The organism is Streptosporangium sp. NPDC049376 (genome assembly GCF_044466505.1).
GTDB lineage: Bacteria > Actinomycetota > Actinomycetes > Streptosporangiales > Streptosporangiaceae > Streptosporangium.
Genome location: NZ_JBITMT010000016.1, coordinates 32,244 through 52,037 on the forward strand (window position 1 = coordinate 32,244; position 19,794 = coordinate 52,037).

16 protein-coding genes are annotated in these 19,794 nt (G+C 72.8%); 4 read left to right on the top strand and 12 right to left on the bottom strand.

The window, feature by feature from the left end:
* Positions 1-17 precede the first annotated feature (17 nt).
* Entirely contained in the window at positions 18-689 is a 672-nt protein-coding gene (locus tag ACIBVQ_RS30750; RefSeq protein ID WP_399181710.1) for a hypothetical protein, read from the top strand.
* Between the two features lie 41 nt (positions 690-730).
* On the opposite strand, the gene glgC is transcribed toward ACIBVQ_RS30750, so the two are convergent.
* Positions 731-1,981, bottom strand: coding sequence for a glucose-1-phosphate adenylyltransferase (gene glgC, locus ACIBVQ_RS30755; protein WP_352011617.1), 1,251 nt, complete (start codon positions 1,979-1,981; stop codon positions 731-733).
* Positions 1,982-2,006: 25 nt separating this feature from the next.
* On the opposite strand from glgC, the gene glgA reads away from it, so the two are divergent.
* On the top strand, positions 2,007-3,191 hold the full coding sequence (glgA, locus tag ACIBVQ_RS30760) for a glycogen synthase (RefSeq protein WP_399181712.1): 1,185 nt from the start codon (positions 2,007-2,009) through the stop codon (positions 3,189-3,191).
* A 19-nt stretch (positions 3,192-3,210) separates the two neighbouring features.
* On the opposite strand, the gene ACIBVQ_RS30765 is transcribed toward glgA, so the two are convergent.
* A complete protein-coding gene (locus tag ACIBVQ_RS30765) occupies positions 3,211-3,579 on the bottom strand; it encodes a PH domain-containing protein (RefSeq protein ID WP_399181714.1) in 369 nt (122 codons plus the stop codon).
* A gap of 97 nt (positions 3,580-3,676) precedes the next feature.
* Here ACIBVQ_RS30765 and pgeF point away from each other — a divergent pair, with 97 nt between their 5' ends.
* On the top strand, positions 3,677-4,363 hold the full coding sequence (gene pgeF / locus ACIBVQ_RS30770) for a peptidoglycan editing factor PgeF (RefSeq protein ID WP_399181831.1): 687 nt from the start codon (positions 3,677-3,679) through the stop codon (positions 4,361-4,363).
* A 23-nt stretch (positions 4,364-4,386) separates the two neighbouring features.
* Here pgeF and ACIBVQ_RS30775 read toward each other — a convergent pair whose 3' ends face one another.
* From ACIBVQ_RS30775 to ACIBVQ_RS30795, 5 genes are all read right to left on the bottom strand, one after another.
* Positions 4,387-5,202, bottom strand: a complete 816-nt coding sequence (locus tag ACIBVQ_RS30775) for a hypothetical protein (RefSeq protein ID WP_362911455.1) — start codon at positions 5,200-5,202, stop codon at positions 4,387-4,389.
* Positions 5,203-5,260: 58 nt separating this feature from the next.
* On the bottom strand, positions 5,261-8,557 hold the full coding sequence (locus tag ACIBVQ_RS30780; RefSeq protein WP_399181717.1) for a BTAD domain-containing putative transcriptional regulator: 3,297 nt from the start codon (positions 8,555-8,557) through the stop codon (positions 5,261-5,263).
* 54 nt (positions 8,558-8,611) lie between these two features.
* Positions 8,612-9,169: a GNAT family protein gene (locus tag ACIBVQ_RS30785; protein ID WP_352011622.1), complete on the bottom strand. Its 558-nt coding sequence runs from the start codon at positions 9,167-9,169 to the stop codon at positions 8,612-8,614.
* Between the two features lie 93 nt (positions 9,170-9,262).
* On the bottom strand, positions 9,263-9,697 hold the full coding sequence (locus ACIBVQ_RS30790; protein WP_352011623.1) for an Lrp/AsnC family transcriptional regulator: 435 nt from the start codon (positions 9,695-9,697) through the stop codon (positions 9,263-9,265).
* A 191-nt stretch (positions 9,698-9,888) separates the two neighbouring features.
* Positions 9,889-10,794, bottom strand: coding sequence for a LysR family transcriptional regulator (locus ACIBVQ_RS30795; RefSeq protein WP_352011624.1), 906 nt, complete (start codon positions 10,792-10,794; stop codon positions 9,889-9,891).
* A gap of 71 nt (positions 10,795-10,865) precedes the next feature.
* Here ACIBVQ_RS30795 and ACIBVQ_RS30800 point away from each other — a divergent pair, with 71 nt between their 5' ends.
* Positions 10,866-11,738 (top strand): 4-hydroxy-tetrahydrodipicolinate synthase, encoded by an 873-nt coding sequence (locus ACIBVQ_RS30800; RefSeq protein WP_352011625.1) that lies wholly within the window; start codon positions 10,866-10,868, stop codon positions 11,736-11,738.
* Positions 11,739-11,750: 12 nt separating this feature from the next.
* Here the strand turns inward: ACIBVQ_RS30800 and ACIBVQ_RS30805 are convergent, their stop codons facing one another.
* Genes ACIBVQ_RS30805 through ACIBVQ_RS30825 form a run of 5 tightly spaced genes read right to left on the bottom strand, consistent with a single transcriptional unit; the run spans position 11,751 to position 19,491 of the window.
* Positions 11,751-12,560, bottom strand: a complete 810-nt coding sequence (locus ACIBVQ_RS30805; protein WP_399181720.1) for an Fpg/Nei family DNA glycosylase — start codon at positions 12,558-12,560, stop codon at positions 11,751-11,753.
* Between the two features lie 32 nt (positions 12,561-12,592).
* On the bottom strand, positions 12,593-13,000 hold the full coding sequence (locus ACIBVQ_RS30810) for a DUF2809 domain-containing protein (protein WP_362775794.1): 408 nt from the start codon (positions 12,998-13,000) through the stop codon (positions 12,593-12,595).
* 21 nt (positions 13,001-13,021) lie between these two features.
* On the bottom strand, positions 13,022-14,278 hold the full coding sequence (locus tag ACIBVQ_RS30815) for an RNA polymerase sigma factor (protein ID WP_399181722.1): 1,257 nt from the start codon (positions 14,276-14,278) through the stop codon (positions 13,022-13,024).
* 53 nt (positions 14,279-14,331) lie between these two features.
* Positions 14,332-15,627, bottom strand: coding sequence for a M1 family metallopeptidase (locus ACIBVQ_RS30820; protein ID WP_399181724.1), 1,296 nt, complete (start codon positions 15,625-15,627; stop codon positions 14,332-14,334).
* A 36-nt stretch (positions 15,628-15,663) separates the two neighbouring features.
* Positions 15,664-19,491: a Pls/PosA family non-ribosomal peptide synthetase gene (locus tag ACIBVQ_RS30825; protein ID WP_399181726.1), complete on the bottom strand. Its 3,828-nt coding sequence runs from the start codon at positions 19,489-19,491 to the stop codon at positions 15,664-15,666.
* Between the last annotated feature and the right edge of the window lie 303 nt (positions 19,492-19,794).

Sequence of the window (19,794 nt, forward strand, 5' to 3'; positions counted from 1 at the left end):
GACGTACGGAGCCCCCCATGCTCACCCCCACCATCGAGGACCGGGTCACCCGCCTGGAGGAGGATTTCATCGTGCTCGGCACCAGATGCGGACAGCAGGCCTCGGTGCGGGCCTACGAGGCGCTGACGCCCGTCTACACGAAGCTCGACGTGCTGACCGACCGGGTCGACCTGCTGGCCGACGGGCTCAAGCAGGTCGGGCGGCGCGTCGAGCGGGTCGAGCGGCGGGTCGAGCAGGTCAACGCCAAGGTGGACCTGCTCCGCGACGAGGTGCGCGAGCGCTTCGACGCCGTCGACCGGCGCTTCACCGCGATCGACGAGCGCTTCGCGGCCGTCGACCGGCGCTTCGCCGCGATCGACGAGCATTTCGCGGCCGTCGACGGGCGCCTCGACGCCATCGACAGGAGGTTCGAGGCCGTCGACGAGCGCTTCGACGCCATCGACAGGAGGTTCGAGGCCGTTGACGAGCGCTTCGACGCCATGGACCGGCGGTTTGAGGCCATTGATCGGCGGTTCGAGATGATCGACGAGCGGTTCGAGGCCATGGCCAAGAGGTTCGAGGCGCTCGACGGGCGTCTTGATGTGATGGACCGGCGCTTCGACCGGCTGGAGGAGCGGATGGACGAGATGGCGGTGACCAGCGCCGCCATGTTCCAGGCCATCCTCGACCGGCTTCCCGCCCCGGCCTGACCGAAGGACCGTCCCGCGCGCCGTCCGACGGCGCGCGGACACTAACGTTCGATGACCTCGTTCTTGCCGATGACCACGATGCCGTTCTGGGTCACCGCGAAGCGGCTGCGGTCGTATTCGAGGTCGAAGCCGATCCTGGCGCCGTCCGGGATGACCACGTTCTTGTCGATGATGGCCCTGCGGACGACGGCGCCCCGCCCGACCTTCACGTTGCCCATCAGCACCGAGTCCTCGACCCTGGAGTGGGAGTGCATCACCACGCCGGGGGACAGGACGGAGCGCTCGGCCAGGCCGCCGGAGACGATCACACCGGCGGAGACGAGCGAGTCCACGGCCCGCCCGATCCGGTCGCCGTCGTTGTGCACGAACTTGGCCGGGGGCAGCGGATCGTGGCCGGTGTAGATCGGCCACTGGGTGTTGTAGAGATTGAAGACCGGGTGCGCCGAGATGAGGTCCATGTGGGCCTCGTAGTAGGCGTCCAGGGTCCCCACGTCCCGCCAGTAGCCCTTGTCCCGGTCGGTCGAGCCGGGCACGACGTTGTCGGCGAAGTCGTAGACCTCGGCGCTGCCCGACTTCACCATCATCGGGATGATGTTCCCGCCCAGGTCGTGTTTGCTGGTGGGGTCGAGCGCGTCCTCCCGCAGCGCGTCGAGCATCGCCTGGGTTCTGAAGACGTAGTTGCCCATCGAGGCGTACACCTGGTCGGGCGCGTCGGGAAGGCCGACGGCGTCCTTGGGCTTCTCCCGGAAGGCGGCGATCTTCCGGCCCGCCGGGTCCGTCTCGATCACGCCGAACTGGTCGGCCAGTGAGAGGGGCTGCCTGATCGCGGCGACCGTCACCTCCGCGCCGGAGTCGACGTGCTGGGCCACCATCTGGCGGGGGTCCATCCGGTAGATGTGGTCGGCGCCGAACACGATGACGTGCTCGGGCATCTCGTCGTAGACCAGGTTCAGGTTCTGGAACAGCGCGTCGGCGGAACCGGAGAACCAGTGCGGGCCGAGGCGCTGCTGGGCGGGCACCGGGGTCACGTAGTTGCCCAGCATCGACGTCAGCCGCCAGGTCTGGGAGATGTGCCGGTCGAGACTGTGGTTCTTGTACTGCGTCAGCACCACGATCTGCAGGTAGTTGCCGTTGGCCAGGTTCGACAGGACGAAGTCGACGAGCCGATATATCCCCCCGAAAGGTACTGCGGGCTTGGCCCGGTCAGCCGTCAGCGGCATCAGCCGTTTACCTTCACCACCGGCGAGCACGATCGCGAGGACTCTCATATGCAGGACCCTAACCTGACGCACTGGGATGAAACACTAGGGTGATCGCATGCGCGTTGATCTGCTGAGCCGTGAGTATCCGCCCGAGGTGTACGGCGGGGCGGGGGTTCACGTCGAGTACCTCGCCCGTGAGCTGCGCCGGCTTGCGGACGTCCGCGTCCGGTGTTTCGGTCCGCCTCGTCCCGAGGAGGGGGTCACGGGTTACCGGGTTCCCGAGGGGCTCCAGGAGGCCAACGCCGCGCTGCGGGTGCTCGGCGTCGACCTGGAGATGGCGGCGGGCTGCGCGGGCGCCGACCTGGTGCACAGCCACACGTGGTACGCCAACTTCGCCGGTCACGTCGCCAAGATGCTGTACGGCACGCCGCACGTGGTCACCACGCACAGCCTGGAGCCGCTGCGCCCGTGGAAGGCGGAGCAGCTCGGCGGCGGCTACACGCTGTCGTCGTGGGCCGAGCGCGGCGCGCTGGCGACCGCGGACGCGATCATCGCCGTCTCCGAGGGGATGCGCCGTGACGTGCTGGCCTGCTACCCGGAGATCCCGCCGGAGCGGGTCAGCGTGATCCACAACGGGATCGACACTGGCGAGTACGCCCCGGACCACGGCGTCGACGTGCTGGCCCGGCACGGGATCGACCCGGGCAGGCCGTACGTGGTCTTCGTCGGGCGGATCACCCGGCAGAAGGGACTGGTCCACCTGCTTCACGCGGCCAGGGAGTTCGACCCGGGGGTGCAGCTCGTGCTGTGCGCGGGCGCGCCGGACACCCCGGAGATCGCCGAGGAGGTCGCCGGGCTGGTGCGGGGGCTCGAACAGGAGCGGGAGGGCGTCGTGTGGATCTCGGAGATGCTGCCGCGTCCCGAGGTGATCCAGATCCTCACCCACGCCACGGTCTTCGTCTGCCCCTCGGTCTACGAGCCGATGGGCATCGTCAACCTGGAGGCCATGGCCTGCGAGACCGCCGTCGTCGCCACCGCGACCGGGGGCATCCCCGAGGTGGTCGCCGACGGTTCGACCGGCCTGCTGGTCCCGATCGCGCAGTCGGCCGCCGACGGCACTCCCGACGACCCCGAGCGGTTCGCCGCCGACCTCGCCGAACGGGTCAACCGGCTGCTCGCCGACCCCGCGCTGGCCGCCGAGCTGGGGGCCGCCGGGCGGGTCAGGGCCGTCGAGCACTTCTCCTGGCCCAGGATCGCCGAGCGGACCATGGATCTGTACCGCTCGCTCACCCGTCCCTGACCGCCGGCGCACCGGGGCTTCAGGACCCGGTGATGAAGTGCAGGATCACGTTGTGCGTGTGGTGGGCCTTCTCGTCGCCGCGGAACTCGACCTCGTAGGTGTGGGTTCCCACATGGACGGCGATGGCCCCGGAGGAGAAGAACGATCCGGCGAAGGACCGGTTGCTCACCACGCTCACCGCGGAGATCCTGGCGTAGGGGATGCTGGTGAGGGCCATCCGCTTGCCGACGAAGGACTTGTCCTGCACGATCACCCGTTTGTCGGTTAGGCCGAGAAAACCGGTGCCGGTGCCGATCGCGTCGTAGACGGCGATGATCTTTTCCCCCGGCAGCAGGCCGCTCTCGATCTGCTGCAGTTGTTCCTTCCGGTCATAGACGATCTTCGTCATCGGACTCCCGTTCCGTGGGGATGCGTCGTCCGGAGAAACGGACGGGACCGGGAGGGCGGTTCCATCGGTCGGTAAGGTCGGGGCCGTGAAATTTCAGATGAGGATCACCGACCGCCACGGCGGTGTCAGCGCGGAGCCGTACCACGGCCGCAATCTCGGCGGCCTGTGCGGCGACGACCCGGAGGCGGTGGCCGCCAACCGGGCCACGACGGCCGCGGAGTTCGGCCTCGAACGGGTCGTGTTCATGCGGCAGGTGCACAGCGCCGACGTCCGTCACGTGACCGAGCCCTTCGGGGACGATCCGCCCCCGCTGGACGGCGTGTGCACCGACGTTCCCGGCCTCGGCCTGGCGGCGTTGTGCGCGGACTGCGCCCCCGTCCTGCTGGCCGACCCGGTGGCGGGACTGGTCGGGGCCGCGCACTCGGGCAGGGTCGGCACCGTCCTCGGCGTCGTCCCGGCCCTGGTCGAGGAGATGGTCCGGCGGGGCGCCGATCCGGCGCGGATGACCGCTCTGATCGGCCCGATGGCCTGCGGCAGCTGCTACGAGGTGCCCGCGGGCCTGCGCGCCGAGGTCGCGGCCGTGCTGCCCGAGGCGTGGTCGATCACACGCGACGACACCCCCGCCCTCGACCTGCGCGCCGCGATCAACTCCCAGCTGGGCAAGGCCGGGGTGCGTGAGGTCACCCACGACACCCGCTGCACCATCGAGACCGAGGACCTGTTCTCCCACCGCAGGGACGGCAGGACCGGCCGCTTCGCCGGCTATGTCTGGCTGGAGCCCTGACCCGAGGGGAGAGGGCCCCGGCGTCAGCCCGCGGCCAGGACGCTCCCGTAGGCGCGGGCGGCCAGATCGGCGATGAGGCCGTGCGCGCCCAGCGGGGCGGCGCACTCGGCGTCGATCCGCGCGGCGGTGGCGCCTGCGAGGTCCGCGCCGGCCTCGGGGCCGATGAGGCAGGGGGACAGCGCGATCCGCTGCGCGCCGATCCCGCGCAGCCGTGCCGCGGCGTCGGCGGCGTCGGGGGCGCTGTCCAGTGAGGCGACCAGGACGGGCAGCGTCAGCCGGGAGGCCAGCAGCACAGCGGTCGGCTGCGCCTCGGCCGCCGCGGCCTCCCCGCCGACCGTGGCCAGGATGACCGCGTCGACCGGGCTGGACACGTTGAGCAGCCGCATCCGGTCGGCCCTGGCGAGGTCCCGCTCCGCGAGGCGGATGTGCAACGCCTCCGCCAGCAGCGGGTGCGGCCCCAGCGGCTCGGTGACCGTGACCGTGACCCCGCTGGCCGCGACCGCCCCGGCGATCAGCGGGTCGGCGACCGGGTGCGGGCCGGTCAGCAGCGGAACCACGACGGCGGCGGTGCCGTCCTGCGGCCGTTCCCGGCCGGAGTCCTCCAGCGCGGCGACCAGCTCCTTGCCGTCCTCGCCGAGACCGACGAGACGGACCTCGATCTGCGGGTTGTCCCCTCGGATCAGGGCGGTCAGTTCGGCGGCGACACCGGAGCCGTCACCGAGCGTGGCCAGCACCAGCGCGGGTGCCTCCGGCGGAAGGTGGGAGGGCACGGGTCTGCGGTGCCTGCCTGACGGCCGCACGGCGCGCCCGCGTACGGGGAGGATGGAACTCTCACTCACATGCGCGGACTCTAGGCCCATTTCACGCTTTCCGTCAGCGAAAAAGGCGGCAATTCCGTCACGACATTTCCGAGGGTGGAGGAACACGCCGTTCGACCGTTCCAAGTTCGCTGAGCAGCGCCTGACTACGTTCCGCCCAGTGGGCCAGACCGAGCGCACGGTGGGTGGCGACGGCCGCGCGGGCGTGTTCCCGCGCCGCCTCGGTACGGCCGAGCCGCGCGGCCAGCCCGGCCAGCACATGGTGGGTCGAGCCCCACGCGACACAGCCCGTGCCCGCCACGACCAGCTGGTCGGCCCAGGGCAGGAGCGCCTCGTAGAGCGGCCCGGGCTCCGGCACGCCGATCCCGGCGGAGACGGCCCCCCAGACGGGCAGCAGGAAGTCGGCGATCCAGTCCTGCCCGACCTCGGTACCCCAGCGCTCGGCCAGCTCCCGCGCCAGGTCCGGCCTGCCCGCCTCGACCGCGGCCAGCACGGCGACCGGGCGCAACGGGATCATCGGCGCCCGCTCCGCCGCCTCGACCAGCTCGTCGAGCACGAGCTGCGGCCGGCCCCGCCCGCTCTCGCAGACGAACCTCGTCAGCAGCCTGCGGAACTCGGCGCCCTGCCACAGGCTGGAGCCGTACCGGACGTCGTCGAAGGCGCCGATGAGCGCCTCGGCGTCCGCCCAGCGTCCCTCCAAGGTGCACCTGGCGGTCTCGGCGATGCGCACCATCGCCTCAAGCTCGGGACGGCGCACCTCGTCGAGGAGTTCCTCACAACGGGCCAGGTCGCGGTCCCAGGCCGTCAGATCGCCCGCGCGCAGCAGGCAGGCCATCCGCAGCACCCGCGCCACGAGCTCGGCCGCCCTGGTCAGCCCCGGTACGGCCAGCATCTCCCCGGCCACCGCGAGCCGTTCGGCGTTGCGCCCGGGGACCCAGCTGACCAGCAGGTGGTTGTTCAGGGTGCGGGCGAGCAGCCCGGGGTCGCCCAGGGTGCGGGCGATCTCCACCGCCCGCGTGGCGTGCAGCTCGCCCTCGGCGCGCCGGGGCCCGTAGTACAGCTCCATGCCCAGTGTGCCCAGCAGCGCGGCCCGGTCGTGCTCGACGAGCGGCCCGGCGAGCAGGTCCTCCAGGACGGCGATCATCCGCTCGTCGACCACGCCGTACGGCCGCCAGTTCCACACGGCGAGCCCGCCGAAGACGGTGACCGCCGAGACCAGCGCGGCGCGGTCGCCGGTGCGCAGGGCCAGGCCGATCGCCTCCTCCAGGTCGCCGAAGGCGCCCTCGGCGTCCCCCACGGTACGGCGGGCCTGCCCGAGCTCGGTCAGCACCGCGCACCGGCCCGCCTCGTCACCGGAGGGAAGACAGGACAGCGCCAGCTCCCACAGCTCGACGGCCTCGGCGTAGGCGAGCCGCTCCACGGTCTGCCGCGCCGCGTGCCCCGCGTGTTCGACGGCCCTGGCCGCCCCGCCGACCGAGGAGGCGGCGGCGAAGTGGTGAGCCAGCCGTACCGGCTCGACGCCCGGCGTCCGTTCGAGGCAGCGGCCGATCCTCAGGTGCAGCCGGGCGAGCGCGAGGCGGCTCAGGTCCGAGCAGAGCGCGTCACGCACCAGGGCGTGGGAGAAGCGGTAGTCGAGGCCGCCGGGCACCTCGGCCAGCAGCCCGGTCGCCACCGCGGGTTCGAGCAGGGACATCACCTCCTCGACCGGGACGTCCGTCACGGCTTCGAGCAGGCCCGCCTCCACGTCGCGCCCGGCGACCGCGGCGACGCCGAGCAACTCCCGCGTCCGTTCGGGGAGCCTGGCGACGCGCCGGCCGATGACGTCGCGCGCCCCGGGCGGCAGGGCGGAGGACAGTCCTCGCTCGCTCCTCCTGAGGCGCACCAGCTCACCCAGGTAGAAGGGGTTGCCGCCGCTGCGTTCCAGCAGCGCGGCGGCCAGGCCGGGGGTCTCCTCGACCCGGTGCCGCCGCAGGTACGCCGAGACCTCCTCCGCGCCGAACGGCGTCAGCTCGATCCGCTCCGTCTCCGGCTGCCCGGCCAGCGCGCCGAGCGTGTCGCGCAGCTGCCTGGGATGCTCGCCGGGTTCCGGGCGCAGCGTGGCCAGCACCAGCACGGGGCGCCGGGCCAGCTCGCCCGCGACGAAGCCGAGCAGCCGTAGTGAGGAGACGTCGGCCCAGTGCAGGTCGTCGAGGATCACGAGCAGCGGGCCGCCGGTTCCGGTCAGCGCGGAGACGACCGACTCGTACAGCTCGAACAGCGCGGCGTCGGGGTCGGACCCGCCCGTGAGACCGCCGGGCGGCCAGGACCCGGCACCGCACTCCCGCAGCACCTGCCGCCAGGGCCAGAAGGCGGGGGCGCCGCCGTCCAGGCAGCGTCCCCAGGCCACCGTGAAGCCCCGGGCCTCGGCCTCCTCGGCGGCGGCCTGGGCGAGCCTGGTCTTGCCGATCCCGGCCTCCCCGGTGACCAGCAGCACGCCGCCGGTGCCGCGCCGTACCGAGGCCAGCCGTTCCCCGACGGACCGGAGCTGGGCGGAGCGCGCGACCAGCTCCTCGCCCGCGGCGGGTGCGACGGTCCGCACGGTCACGGTCGGCGCGGGGGCCTCCAGTTCGGGGGCGTGCCCGAGCACCGCCTCCTCAAGGCGCCTGAGCCGGGGGCCCGGGTCGATGCCGAGGTCCTCGGCGAGCCGCCGTCTGGCCCTGCGCAGCGCGCCGAGCGCGTCGGCCTGCCTGTCCGCGCGGTACAGGGCGAGCGCGAGCAGCCTCCACGACCGTTCCCGGTAGGGGAACTCCTCGGTCAGCGCCTCCAGGGCCGGTACGTGCGCGGCGTCCTCGCCCAGGGCGAGCAGCGCCTCGAAGCGGTCCTCGACGGCCGTGGCCCGGATCTCGGTGAGCCGGGTGACCGAGGGCCTGGCGAAGGCCAGTTCGGCGAACTCCCCGAGCGGTTCGCCCCGCCACAGGGCGAGTGCCCGGTCGAGCGTCTGGCGGGCCTCGGTGTGTTCTCCCCGGGCAAGCGCGCGGGCGCCGTCCTGCGCCCAGGCGGTGAAGCGTGTCAGGTCGACCTGGCCGGGGGCGACGGCCAGCAGGTAGCCGGGCTCACGGGTGAGCAGCACCGAGGGCGGGGTGCGGGGCCTGCGGCCGGGTTCGAGGACCTTGCGAAGGTGCGAGATGTAGGCCTGGAGCGTGCCCGTCGCCCCGGAGGGGGCCTCACCGGCCCACAGCTCGTCGATCAGCCGGTCGAGCGGGATCACCCGGCCGGGGTCGAGGGCCAGCATCGCCAGTACGGCGCGTTCCTTACGGGTGCCCAGACCGAGCGGCCGGTCTGAGGCGTCGCGGACCTCCAGGGTGCCGAACAGGCGGAAGGTCAGCCCTGTTGTCATTTGCCCTCGTATGTCGGCTGTGGTGGTTCGCCACACCCTACGCTCAGAGGGGGGTCAGACGTCCCGGTAGCCCTCCCACTCGTCCTCGATCGCCGAGTGGACGACGGAGTCACGCCAGGTGCCGCGGGCCCGCACGTGGTGCCTGATCCTGCCCTCCTCGACCATCCCGGCCATCAGCATGGTGAGCTGGGCGGCGGTGTTCGCCGGAGACCTGGCGCCCCAGACGCGGTGCAGGCCCAGGTGCCGGAAGCCGAAGACCAGCAGCAGCCGGACCAGGTCGGTGCCGATGCCCCTGCCCCAGTGGTCGGGGCGCAGGCCCATGCCGATCTCGGCGCTGTGCGGGTGGTCGTGCTCGATGTGCAGCCTTCCGACGCCGATGGTCCGGCCCTCGGCCACGTCGGTCACCGCCAGGACGTACAGCCTGCGTGGTTCCGTCTCCGCGGCCCGCATCGCCTCGGCGACGATCTCCTCGACCTCCTCGCGCGTCCTGGGGTCGAAGGGAAGGTGCTCGGTCGCCGTGGGGTCGCCGTAGACGGCGTGCAGCGCGTCCACGTCGTCCACGGTGACCTCTCGCAGCCTGAGCCGCCTGCCCGGTATGTCAACGTGGCGCATGCGCAGACGCTAACGCCTTTCCGAGGTCCGCCGCCAGAGATCATTCCGCACGGCAACTATCCCATAGGTAACAAATGTCGCCGTACGCCCGGCTCAGTCGTGCTTCGCGGGGGAGAGGGGACGCCAGGGGACCGGGCTGGACAGGACCATCATGCTCGACGGGTGACCGTACGGCGCGAGCCTGTCGATCAGCTCCTCGAAGGCGATCATGGAGGCCGCGGCGACCCGGATCAGGCAGCAGGTGTCACCGGTCACCCGGTGCACCTCCAGGATCTCCGGCCAGGCCAGCGCCTGCTCGTCGCGGAGCACACAGCGCGGCCCGTAGCACGCCATCCTGATCAGCGCGGCCACCCCCCGCCCGGCCAGCGCCGGATTGACCCGCGCGTGGTAACCGGTGATCACGCCCGTCTCCTCAAGGCGCCGCACCCGCTCGGCGACGGCCGGGGCCGACATGTGCACCCGCCGGGCCAGCTCGCTGTAGGACAGCCGCGCGTCGCTCTGCAGCTCCGCCAGGAGTGTCCAGTCCATCGCGTCCACTATCACGCTCCGTTATCCGTTAACCGATCGGCTTCGTGACCTTCTGATCGGAAGGCGGAGGACGTCGACCGCCTTCCCTTATTATCCCGATGCTGGACAATGGTGGTGCACTTCAGAAAAGCCCCTCGCCGGAAGCGCGGGGCGGTGCCTCACCTTTCATATCACATGAGGTGACCGGTCGATTACCTGGAGAATTCCCATTGCCGCCCGCCGGCCGTCCCCCGGGGGAGCGAGGAGCGCAATGCCAGGGTGAGGGCCGTCAGCGCCGGGTGCGCCGAGGCCCCCCGCCGGAAGGCGATCCGGGTACGGCGACGCGTCGGCAGCTCGGTGAGCCGGACGTTCCCCGGCGGGTCGGCCGCCCCGAGCCCGGGCACGAGCGCGACCCCCTGCCCTGCGGAGACCATCGCGAGCACGGCGGTGAAGTCGTCGATGTGGTGGCGGATCCTGGGTGAGAACCCGGCCGTCTGGCAGGCCCGCATGGTCATCTCGTAGCAGAGCGTCCCCGGCTTCGACACGATCCACGGGGCGTCGTGCCGCTCGGCGAGCGAGTCGCCCGCCCGGTCGGAGGCCAGATACATCGGTTCGTCGAGCAGCGGCTCGGTGTCCAGCGTCAGGTCGGGCGCCGCGGGCACGAGGTCGTACTCGTGGATCAGCGCGGCGTCCAGGTCGCCCGACCTGAGCCGGGGGGCGACCTCGGCGGGGTCGATCTCGTCGACCATCGGCTCAAGACGCGGATGGTCGCGGCCGAGCGCGGCCAGGGCCGCGGGCAGGATCGTGCGGGTCGCGACCGGGAAGGCGCCGATCCTGATCGTTCCCGCCAGTCCGGTGCGGGCGGTCGCCAGCTCCGCCGCCGCCTGTTCGAGCCGCTCCAGCACGGCCTCGGCGTGCCGTACCAGGGCGGCTCCCGCGGGGGTGAGCGCCACCCGCCTGCCGGTCCGTTCGAGCAGCGCCACACCCGCCTCCCGTTCCAGCGCGGCCAGCTGCTGGGAGACCGCGGAGGGGGTGAACGTCAGGGCCTCGGCCACCGCGGCGATCGTGCCCCGGTGGGAGAGTTCGCGGAGCAGACGGAGACGGCGCACATCGAGCATCAGTTCAGCTTAACGGTTTCTGAAGGAAACGGAACTGGACCTGTATGGTCGTCGGCCGGAAAGCTGGGGACATGACTCTCAGCGGTGTTTACCTTCCCCTGATCACCCCGTTCGCCGGGAACGGCGAGATCGCCCTGGACGCCCTGGAGGACCTGGCGCGCGCCGCCCTTGAGGAGGGCGCCGCGGGACTGGTCGCGCTCGGCACCACCGCCGAGGTCGCCATGCTCGCCGAGGAGGAACGGCGGGCGGTCGTCGAGGTGTGCGCGAAGGTGTGCCGGGAACGGTCCGCCGAACTGATCGTCGGCGCGGGTTCGAGCGACACCCGGGGTTCGGCTGAGGCGCTGCGCGCCCTGAAGACCTGGCCCGAGGTGACCGGCGCGCTGGTCACCGTGCCCTCCTTCGTCCGCCCTTCCGAGGCCGGGGTGCTGGCCCACTTCACCGCCCTGGCCGAGCAGACGCCGGTGCCGATCGTCGTCTACAACATCCCCTACCGGACCGGCCAGTCCGTCGGCGCCGCCACCCTGCGGCGGATCGGGGAACTGCCCATGGTCGCCGGGGTCAAGCACGCCGTCGGCGGCGTCGACCAGGACACCCTCTCGCTGCTGGCGGACCCGCCGGAGGGCTTCGCCGTACTGGCCGGGGACGATCCCTACCTGTCGGCGCTGCTGGCCCTGGGCGGCTCCGGCGGCATCCTCGCCTCGGCCCACCTGCGCACCGGGCTGTTCGTCGAGCTGGTCGAGGCCTGGCGCTCGGGAGAGGTTGCCCACGCGCGAGCCCTGGGCCACCGCCTGTCCGCCCTGTCGGCGAGCGTGTTCACCGAGCCCAACCCCACCGTCATCAAGGGCGTGCTGCACGCCCAGGGACGCATCCCGACCGCCTCCGTCCGTCTCCCGCTGGTCCCGGCGGGCCAGGACTCCGTCGAGGCGGTGCTGCGCCTGCTCTGACGCCGCCCGGGCTCAGCCGCCCTGGCAGCCCGGGCACCAGAAGAGGTTGCGTCCCGCGAGCACCCCGGTCCTGACCTCGGAACCGCACAGGAAACACGGCATGCCCGCCCGCCGGTAGACGTAGACCTCGCCGCCGTGCTCGTCGACGCGGGGCGGGCGGCCCATCGCCTCAGGGGTGTGCTCCGGCCTGACCGTGTCGATGTGCCCCAGGCGCACTCCCTCGGCCATCAGCAGCACCAGGTCGTCCCAGATCGCCGTCCACAGCTCCCGGGTGAGGCCGCGCCCGGGCAGCGCGGGATCGACCCCCTGCCGGAACAGCGCCTCCGCGCGGTAGATGTTGCCCACGCCCGCCACGACCGACTGGTCCATCAGCAGCACCCCGACGGCCGTACGGCTGCGCCCGATCCGCCGCCAGGCGAGCTCGGGGTCGGCGTCGGCGCGCAGCGGGTCGGGACCCAGCCTGGCGTGCAGAGCCTTCTTCTCCACCGGGTCGATCAGTTCACAGGTGTTGGGGCCGCGCAGGTCGGCGTACTCGGCGGTGTTGCTCAGGCGCAGCCGTACCACGCCGGTCGGGGCGGGCGGCGGCGCCTGACCGAAGGTGTACTTGCCGTAGATGCCGAGGTGGATGTGGACCCACCGGTCGTCGTCGAAGCCCAGCAGCAGGTGCTTGCCGTGGGCGTCGGTCTCTCTGAGCACCCGGCCGTCGATCTGCGCCGCTCCGGCGGCGAACCTGCCCTGCGGGCTCAGCGCGCTGACGACCGTGCCGGCGAACACCTGCCGGTGCAGCCCGGCGAGCCGGTGAATGGTGTGTCCTTCAGGCATGGTCCACACATGGTACGGCCCCGGCGCTCCGCTCACCCACGGCGAAGGCGCAGGACGAGGGCGTGACCGGCCCACGACAGGGCGGCGCCGACGGCGTAGGCCACCAGGTCGGCGGCGCCGAACGTGCTGCCGAGGACCAGCCTGGCCAGCACGCTCGCCTCGGACAGCGCGGCGGGCACCGGGGTCAGCTGGGCGAACTCGACCGCCCAGCTGACGGCCAGGGCCCACGACGCGGCCCGGCCCGCCGGCAGGCGCGGCGCCACGACCACCACCAGCGTGTGGACGAGCACGGTGTACAGGGCGTCCCCGGCGTACTTGCCGAACCAGCCGCCGGTGACCGCGCGGACCGCGAGCCCGGCGGCGACGGTCACGACGGCCGCGGCCACGGCGGCGAGCCGGACACGGGTGGCGGGGGACAGGCGGGCGGGGAGGACTGGCACCCGCCCACCCTAGTGAACCGCTCACCCCAGCCGGGCGGCCCGCGTCTCCAGATAACGCCGCTCGGGCAGGCTGGTGGTACGGCGCGCCGCCGTCCGGTAGCGCTCCCTGGCGGCCTCCCGCTCCCCGGCCATCTCCAGCAGGTGGGCGCGCACCGCGTCGAGCCGGTGGTGACCGGAGAGCCGCCCGTCGGAGTCGAGCGTCTCCAGCAGGGTCAGCCCCGCCCTCGGCCCCCGGACCATCGCCACGGCGACCGCGTGGTTGAGTGTGACCACCGGGCCGGGTGAGAGCCGGGAGAGCAGTTCGTACAGGGCGAGGATCTGCGGCCAGTCGGTCTCCTCCGGGCACGCGGCCTCGGTGTGGACCGCGGCGATCGCCGCCTGGAGCTGGTAGGGGCCGACCGCGGAGCGGGACAGCGCGTTCGTGACGAGAGCGACGCCCTCCTCGATGCGGACGCGGTTCCACAGGCCGCGGTCCTGTTCGGTGAGCGGGACCAGGGCGCCGTCCCGGCCGGTGCGCGCGGGCCGCCGCGCGTCGGTGAGCAGCATGAGCGCCAGCAGCCCGGCGACCTCACCGTCGCCGGGCAGCAGCCGGTGCAGGGCGCGGGTCAGCCTGATCGCCTCCCCGGTCAGCTCCCCACTGTGCAGGTCGGGGCCTGAGGTCGCGGTGTGCCCCTCGGTGAAGACCAGGTACAGCACGTGCAGGACCGCCCGCAGCCGCTCGGCCCGTTCCTCACGCGGAGGCATGCCGAAGGGGATGCCGGTCGACCTGATGCGCTGTTTGGCCCGGCTGATGCGCTGGGCCATGGTCGCCTCGGGGATGAGGAAGGCCCGGGCGATCTGCGCCGTGGTCAGCCCTCCGACGGCGCGCAGGGTGAGCGCGACCTGGGAGGAGGCGCTCAGCGCCGGATGGCAGCACAGGAACAGCAGGGTGAGCGTGTCGTCCCGGACCGGAGGCCGCTCCTGCTCCGGGCTCGGCACGACCGACTCGTCGGCGGGCGCGCGGAAGGCGGCCGTGACCTCCCTGCGCCTGCGCGCCCGCTCGCTGCGCCACTCGTCGGCGAGCCTGCGGGAGGCCACCGTGACCAGCCAGCCCCTCGGGCTCTGCGGCACCCCCTCCTTCGGCCACCGTACGGCCGCGGCGAGCAGCGCCTCCTGAACGGCGTCCTCACACGCGTCGAAGTGCCTGTGGCGGCGGACGAGCGCGCCCAGGACCCGCGGCGCCAGCTCGCGCAGCAGATCCTCGACGTTCACATCCCGGCGGGGATCGTCAGTGACCACCTCTCCACCCTCGCCGCCGCGGGGCCGGGCTGTCGACTCCGCGTGTGCCGGTCTCAGGGCAGCGGGGGCAGGCGGGAGCCGTACAGCCAGGCGGACAGGACACCGTCGAAGGAGCGCGTCGTGTACTGCAGCGCCAGGTCCAGGAACGCCTCGGTGCTGACGTTCCCGTGCCGGTTGGCCGTGGTCCACTCGCGCAGCAGCGCGAAGAACATCCGGTCGCCCAGGATGCGCCGCAGCGCGTGCAGGGTGAGCGCGCCGCGCTTGTAGACGCGGTCGTCGAACAGCCGCCGCGCCCCGGGGTCGGCGAGTACGAAGTCCTGGGGAAGCGCGGACAGGCGCCGGTGCCAGCGCACCGCGTGAGCGTCGGCGCTCTCCTCGCCGCAGGCCTCCGACCAGATCCACTCCGCGTAGCAGGCGAAGCCCTCGTGCAGCCAGATGTCACGCCAGTCGGCGGCCGTCAGGCTGTTGCCGAACCACTGGTGCGCCAGCTCGTGGGCGACCAGCCGTTCCTCGCCGCGCCTGCCGTCCACGTGGTTGAGGCCGAAGATCGACATGCCCTGGGCCTCGATCGGGATCTCCAGCTCGTCGTTGACGACGACCGCGGTGTAGGAGCCGAACGGGTACGGGCCGAACCGCTCGGAGAAGACCGCGAGCATCCGCTCCTGCCTGCCGAAGTCGTTGCGGGCCCTGGCCGCCGCCCCCTGCGGAAAGGCCAGGCGTACCCCTTCTCCCGTCTCGGCCAGCTGGTAGCGGCCGATCTGCACGCTGGCCAGATAGGTCGCCATCGGCTCGGCCTGCTCGTAGACCCACGTGGTCGCCGAGGAGGCCCGCCGTCTGCCGGTCAGCTCGCCGTTGGCGATCACCGTGTACGGCGAGGCCGTCGTCACCGAGATCCGGTAGGAGGCCTTGTCGTCCGGCCGGTCGTTGCACGGGAACCACGAGGGCGCCCCGATCGGCTGGCTGGCCACGATGACGCCGTCGGTGAGCTGTTCCCAGCCCAGCTCGCCCCAGTGGCTGGCGACGGGCCGGGGAGCGCCCGCGTAGCGCACCTCGACGGTGAGCGGACCCGGTTCGATCCGCTCCCGTCCCTTCGGGGAGAGGTGCAGCTTGCCGCCGTGGTGGGCGAAGCGCGCCGCCCTGCCGTCGAGCAGCACCCCGTCGACGCGCAACGCCCCCAGATCCAGGGACAGGCGGGTGAGCGGCCGCAGCACCCGCGCCGAGATCCTGGCCACGCCGCCCAGCCTGTTGGGGCCGACCCGGTAGTCCAGGGAGAGGTCGTAGTGCTCGACCCGGTAGGCGTCGTCACCGTGCGAGGGAAAGTAGGGGGGACGGGGGGTGTTCGCGACCACGTACTTCCTGTGTGCCTTCCTGCGACGCGGGGACGCCTACGCGCGCTTGTGCCACGCCGCGATCGGGTTGCCGAACCAGCGGGTCGCCCGAGGCACCGACTCGCCGCGCATCACCAGGGACGCCGGTCCGACCGTGGTGTTCTCCCCGATCGTCGCCGCGGGCAGCACCACCCCGTGCGGGCCGAGCGTCGCCCCGTCCCGCAGAACGACAGTATCGATGCTCATGACCCGGTCATGGAACAGGTGGGTCTGCAACACGCAGCCCCGGTTCACCGAGACCCCGTCGCCCAGGGTCACCAGGTCGATCTCCGGCAGCCAGTACGTCTCACACCACACGCCCCGGCCGACGCGCGCGCCCATCGAGCGCAGCCACAGGTTCAGCGGCGCGGTGCCCAGCCACATCCTGGCGAACCAGGGCGCGGCCAGTACCTCGGTGAAGTTGTCCGCCAGCTCGTTGCGCCAGACGAAGGAGCTCCACAGCGGCCGGTCGCCCACCGTGATCCGGCCGAGCAGGACCCACTTGGCCACGGTGGTGACCGCGGCGGCCAGCACCCCGGCGCCGAGCAGGACCACCCCGCCCAGCAGCGCCGCGACCGCGAAGCCGTACGAACGGGTCAGCCACAGCAGGCACAGCGCCACGAGCACGGCGAGCGCGACCGTGCACATCGCGGGCACGACACGGCACAGTTCGACCGCGGCACGGGCGGCCCGCAGCCGGGCGGGCGGGTCGTAGGTGCGGCTGCGGTCGGTCTCCTCGGCGGTACGGCGCAGCTCGACCGGCGGCATGCCCAGGTAGGACGAACCGGCCTTGGCCTTCTTCGGCGCGGCGGACAGCACCGCGACCAGCCCGTCCTTGGGCACCTTGCGGCCGGGGGCGGTCATCCCCGAGTTGCCGAGGAAGGCACGCTTGCCGATCCGCACCTGGCCGACCCGCAGCCGCCCGGCGTCCAGCTCGTACGGCGCGACCATCGTGTCGTCGGCGAGGAACGCGCCGTCTCCGACGGAGGTCATCGAGGGAAGCGCCAGCACCGTGGACAGTTCGGCGTCCCGGCCGACCCGCATGCCGAGGGCGCGCAGCCAGACGGGGGTCGCCATGCTGGCGTACAGCGGGAACAGCCAGACCCGTGCCATCGACATCAGCCGCCCCGTCGCCCACGCCTGCCAGGCCTGGCGGCTGTGCACCGGGTGGCTGCCCGGCCGCAGGCCGATCGCGAGCAGCCGTACCAGGACCAGGATCGACAGGGCAGTGCAGGCCATCCACACGAGGGTGGCGACCGGCACCCGGTACAGCAGCTCGGCGGGCGAGGCCGGGGCCCCGCCCATCAGCACGACCAGCGCGGGCAGCGCGGCGACGACGGGAACCAGGCCGAGCAGCGGCGCGGACAGGCCGTAGACGGCGGCCCAGCGGGGGGAACGCGGCGGCCTGCTTCCCGGGGTGTGGCGAGCCTTGCCCATCCTGATCGCGGGAGCCCCGGCCCAGCGCTCCCCGGCCGGGACGGCGCCCGCGACCGCTGAGCCCGGAGCGACCTGCGCGTTCTTGCCGACCCTCGCGCCGGGGAACAGGGTCGAGCGGGCGCCGATCGTGGCGGAGGCGCCGATCTTGATCTCGCCGACCCGCACCCGGTCGCCGTCGATCCAGTAGCCGTTCAGATCGACCTCGGGCTCGACGGCGGCGTTCCTGCCCAGCTTGAGCATGCCGGTGACGGGCGGGGCGGAGTGCAGGTCGGCGTCCGCGCCCACCTGGGCGCCGAGCGCCCGCGCGTAGTGGGTCAGGAAGGGCGCGGCCGACAGCTCCATCACTCCGAGCCGTTCGGCGAACCGCTCGGCGAACCACAGTCTCAGGTGCGTCGAGCCGCCCCGCGGGTAGGAGCCGGGGCGCAGGCCGCGCAGCAGCAGCCTGGCCACGCCCGCGGCCAGCGCGATCCGTCCCGCGGGGGAGACGAAGAGCACCGTCCCGGCCAGCACCCACCACCACGAGACGACGGGCGCGCCGGGCACGATCAGATTGGTCAGCGCGACCAGGCCGACCAGCCAGCGCAGCACGCCCGCGGTGAGCAACGGCACGGTGAGCGCCGCCTGCACGAGCGAGGCGCGGCGCGGCATCGGCGCGACGACCCGCTTCGTGGTCGCCGTCTCCGTGGAGTCCCCGGCCGACAGGTGCGCGGCGAGCCGCCGCAGCGTCGGGTGCTCGTAGACGTCCCCGACGGTCACCGAGGGATGACGCTCCCGCAGCGCGGAGACCAGCCGGGCCGCGGCGAGACTGGTACCGCCCTCGGCGAAGAAGTCGCCCTCGGTCCCGCCGAGGACGTTCTGCCAGCACTCGGCCACCCACGGGTCCACGTCCACCTGCCGCTGCGCCTGCCGGGGCAGCGGCCAGGGCAGGGCGTCACGGTCGATCTTGCCCGAGGTGCGGGTCGGCAACTCCTCGACCAGCGCGATACGCGGGACCAGCGCGGCGGGCAGCGCGTCGAGCAGCCTCTTCCTGGCGTCCGCCTGGTCGAACCCCTCGCCGGGCACGACGTAGCCGACGAGCAACTGGTGCCCGCCACCGGTGGTGCGCACCGCGGCCGCGGCCCCCGCGACGCCGGGCAGCGCCTGCAGGGCGGAGTCGACCTCACCCAGCTCGATCCGGCGTCCGCCCAGTTTGACCTGTTCGTCCGCCCTGCCGACGAACAGCAGTCCCTCGGGCTCGGCCCGCACCAGGTCACCGCTGCGGTAGGCGCGCTCCCAGCCGAGGGAGACCAGCGGGGCGTACCGCTCGGCGTCCTTGGCCTGGTCCAGGTAGCGGGCCAGGCCGACGCCGCCGATGACCAGCTCGCCGGTCTCGCCCATGGGCAGCGGGTCGCCGCCCGCGTCGACGACGGCCAGCTCCCACCCGGCCAGCGGCAGGCCGATCCGCACCGGCCCCTCCCCGGTCAGCGGGGCGGCGCACGCCACCACGGTCGCCTCCGTGGGCCCGTAGGTGTTCCACACCTCCCGCCCCGGTACGGCCAGCCGCTCGGCCAGCTCGGGCGGGCACGCCTCCCCGCCGAAGATCAGCAGCCGGACGTCGTCGAGCGTCTCGACCGGCCAGAGCGCGGCCAGCGTCGGCACCGTGGACACCACCGTGATGCCCATCTCGGTCAGCCAGGGGCCCAGGTCCATGCCGGTGCGCACCAGCGCGCGGGGCGCGGGGACCAGGCAGGCGCCGTGCCGCCAGGCCAGCCACATCTCCTCACAGGAGGCGTCGAAGGCGACCGAGAGCCCGGCCAGCACCCGGTCTCCCGGCCCCAGCGGCTCGTCGGTCAGGAACAGGCCGGCCTCGGCGTCGACGAACGCCGCCGCGCTGCGGTGGGAGACCGCGACGCCCTTCGGCTTGCCCGTCGAACCCGAGGTGAAGATGATCCACGCGTCGTCGTCGGGGCCGGGAGGCGCGGCGGACTCCCGGCTCAGGGAACCGCCGAGGGGGCCGGAGATCGTGATCGCCGCGCCCTCGCCCACGACGGCGCTCACCGCGGCCTCTCCGAAGACCAGCTCGGCCCGCTCCTCGGGGTCGTCCGCGTCGACCGGCACGTAGGCCGCGCCCGCCGTCAGCGTGGCCAGGATCGCGACGTAGAGATCGACGGTGCCGGAGGGCACCCGGATGCCGACCCGGTCGCCGCGTCCCACGCCCGCCGCGCGCAGTTCCCGTGCCATCCGGTCCACCCGTTCGCGCAGGCCGGCGTAGTCGAGCCTGGTCCGCCCGTCGTCGAGGGCGGCGGCGTCGGGGTGGCGTCGCGTGGTCTCGTCGAGGATGTCGATCAGCGTGCGGGCGGGCGCGGCGGGCCCTCCCGAGAGGGTCGCCTGGGCCGGGGCGTGCTCGATGTCCACCGTGGTCGGATGCAAGGTCTCTCCAGTCGGACGACCGAGGCGCGCGCCGGATCACGCTCGCCGCATGTGGCTCCCTGTGAGTCCACTCGTTGCCGTCGCCATCCGACGATCCTAGAACACCCGCTATTCAGACATTTTCGGTCTTTTGGCGTTATGGCTGGTCAATGGGGGACCACGACTTCCCCAGGTCAAAGCGATCACGGGGTGCGGGGCCGTACGGGGAGTGTGATTCCTGCCACTTTCCGTGTGTGGTCCAGGATGCGTGCCGAGTGGCGTTGTCGCAGGTCCGAAGGCTTTCCCGGAAGTTAACCCGATTGT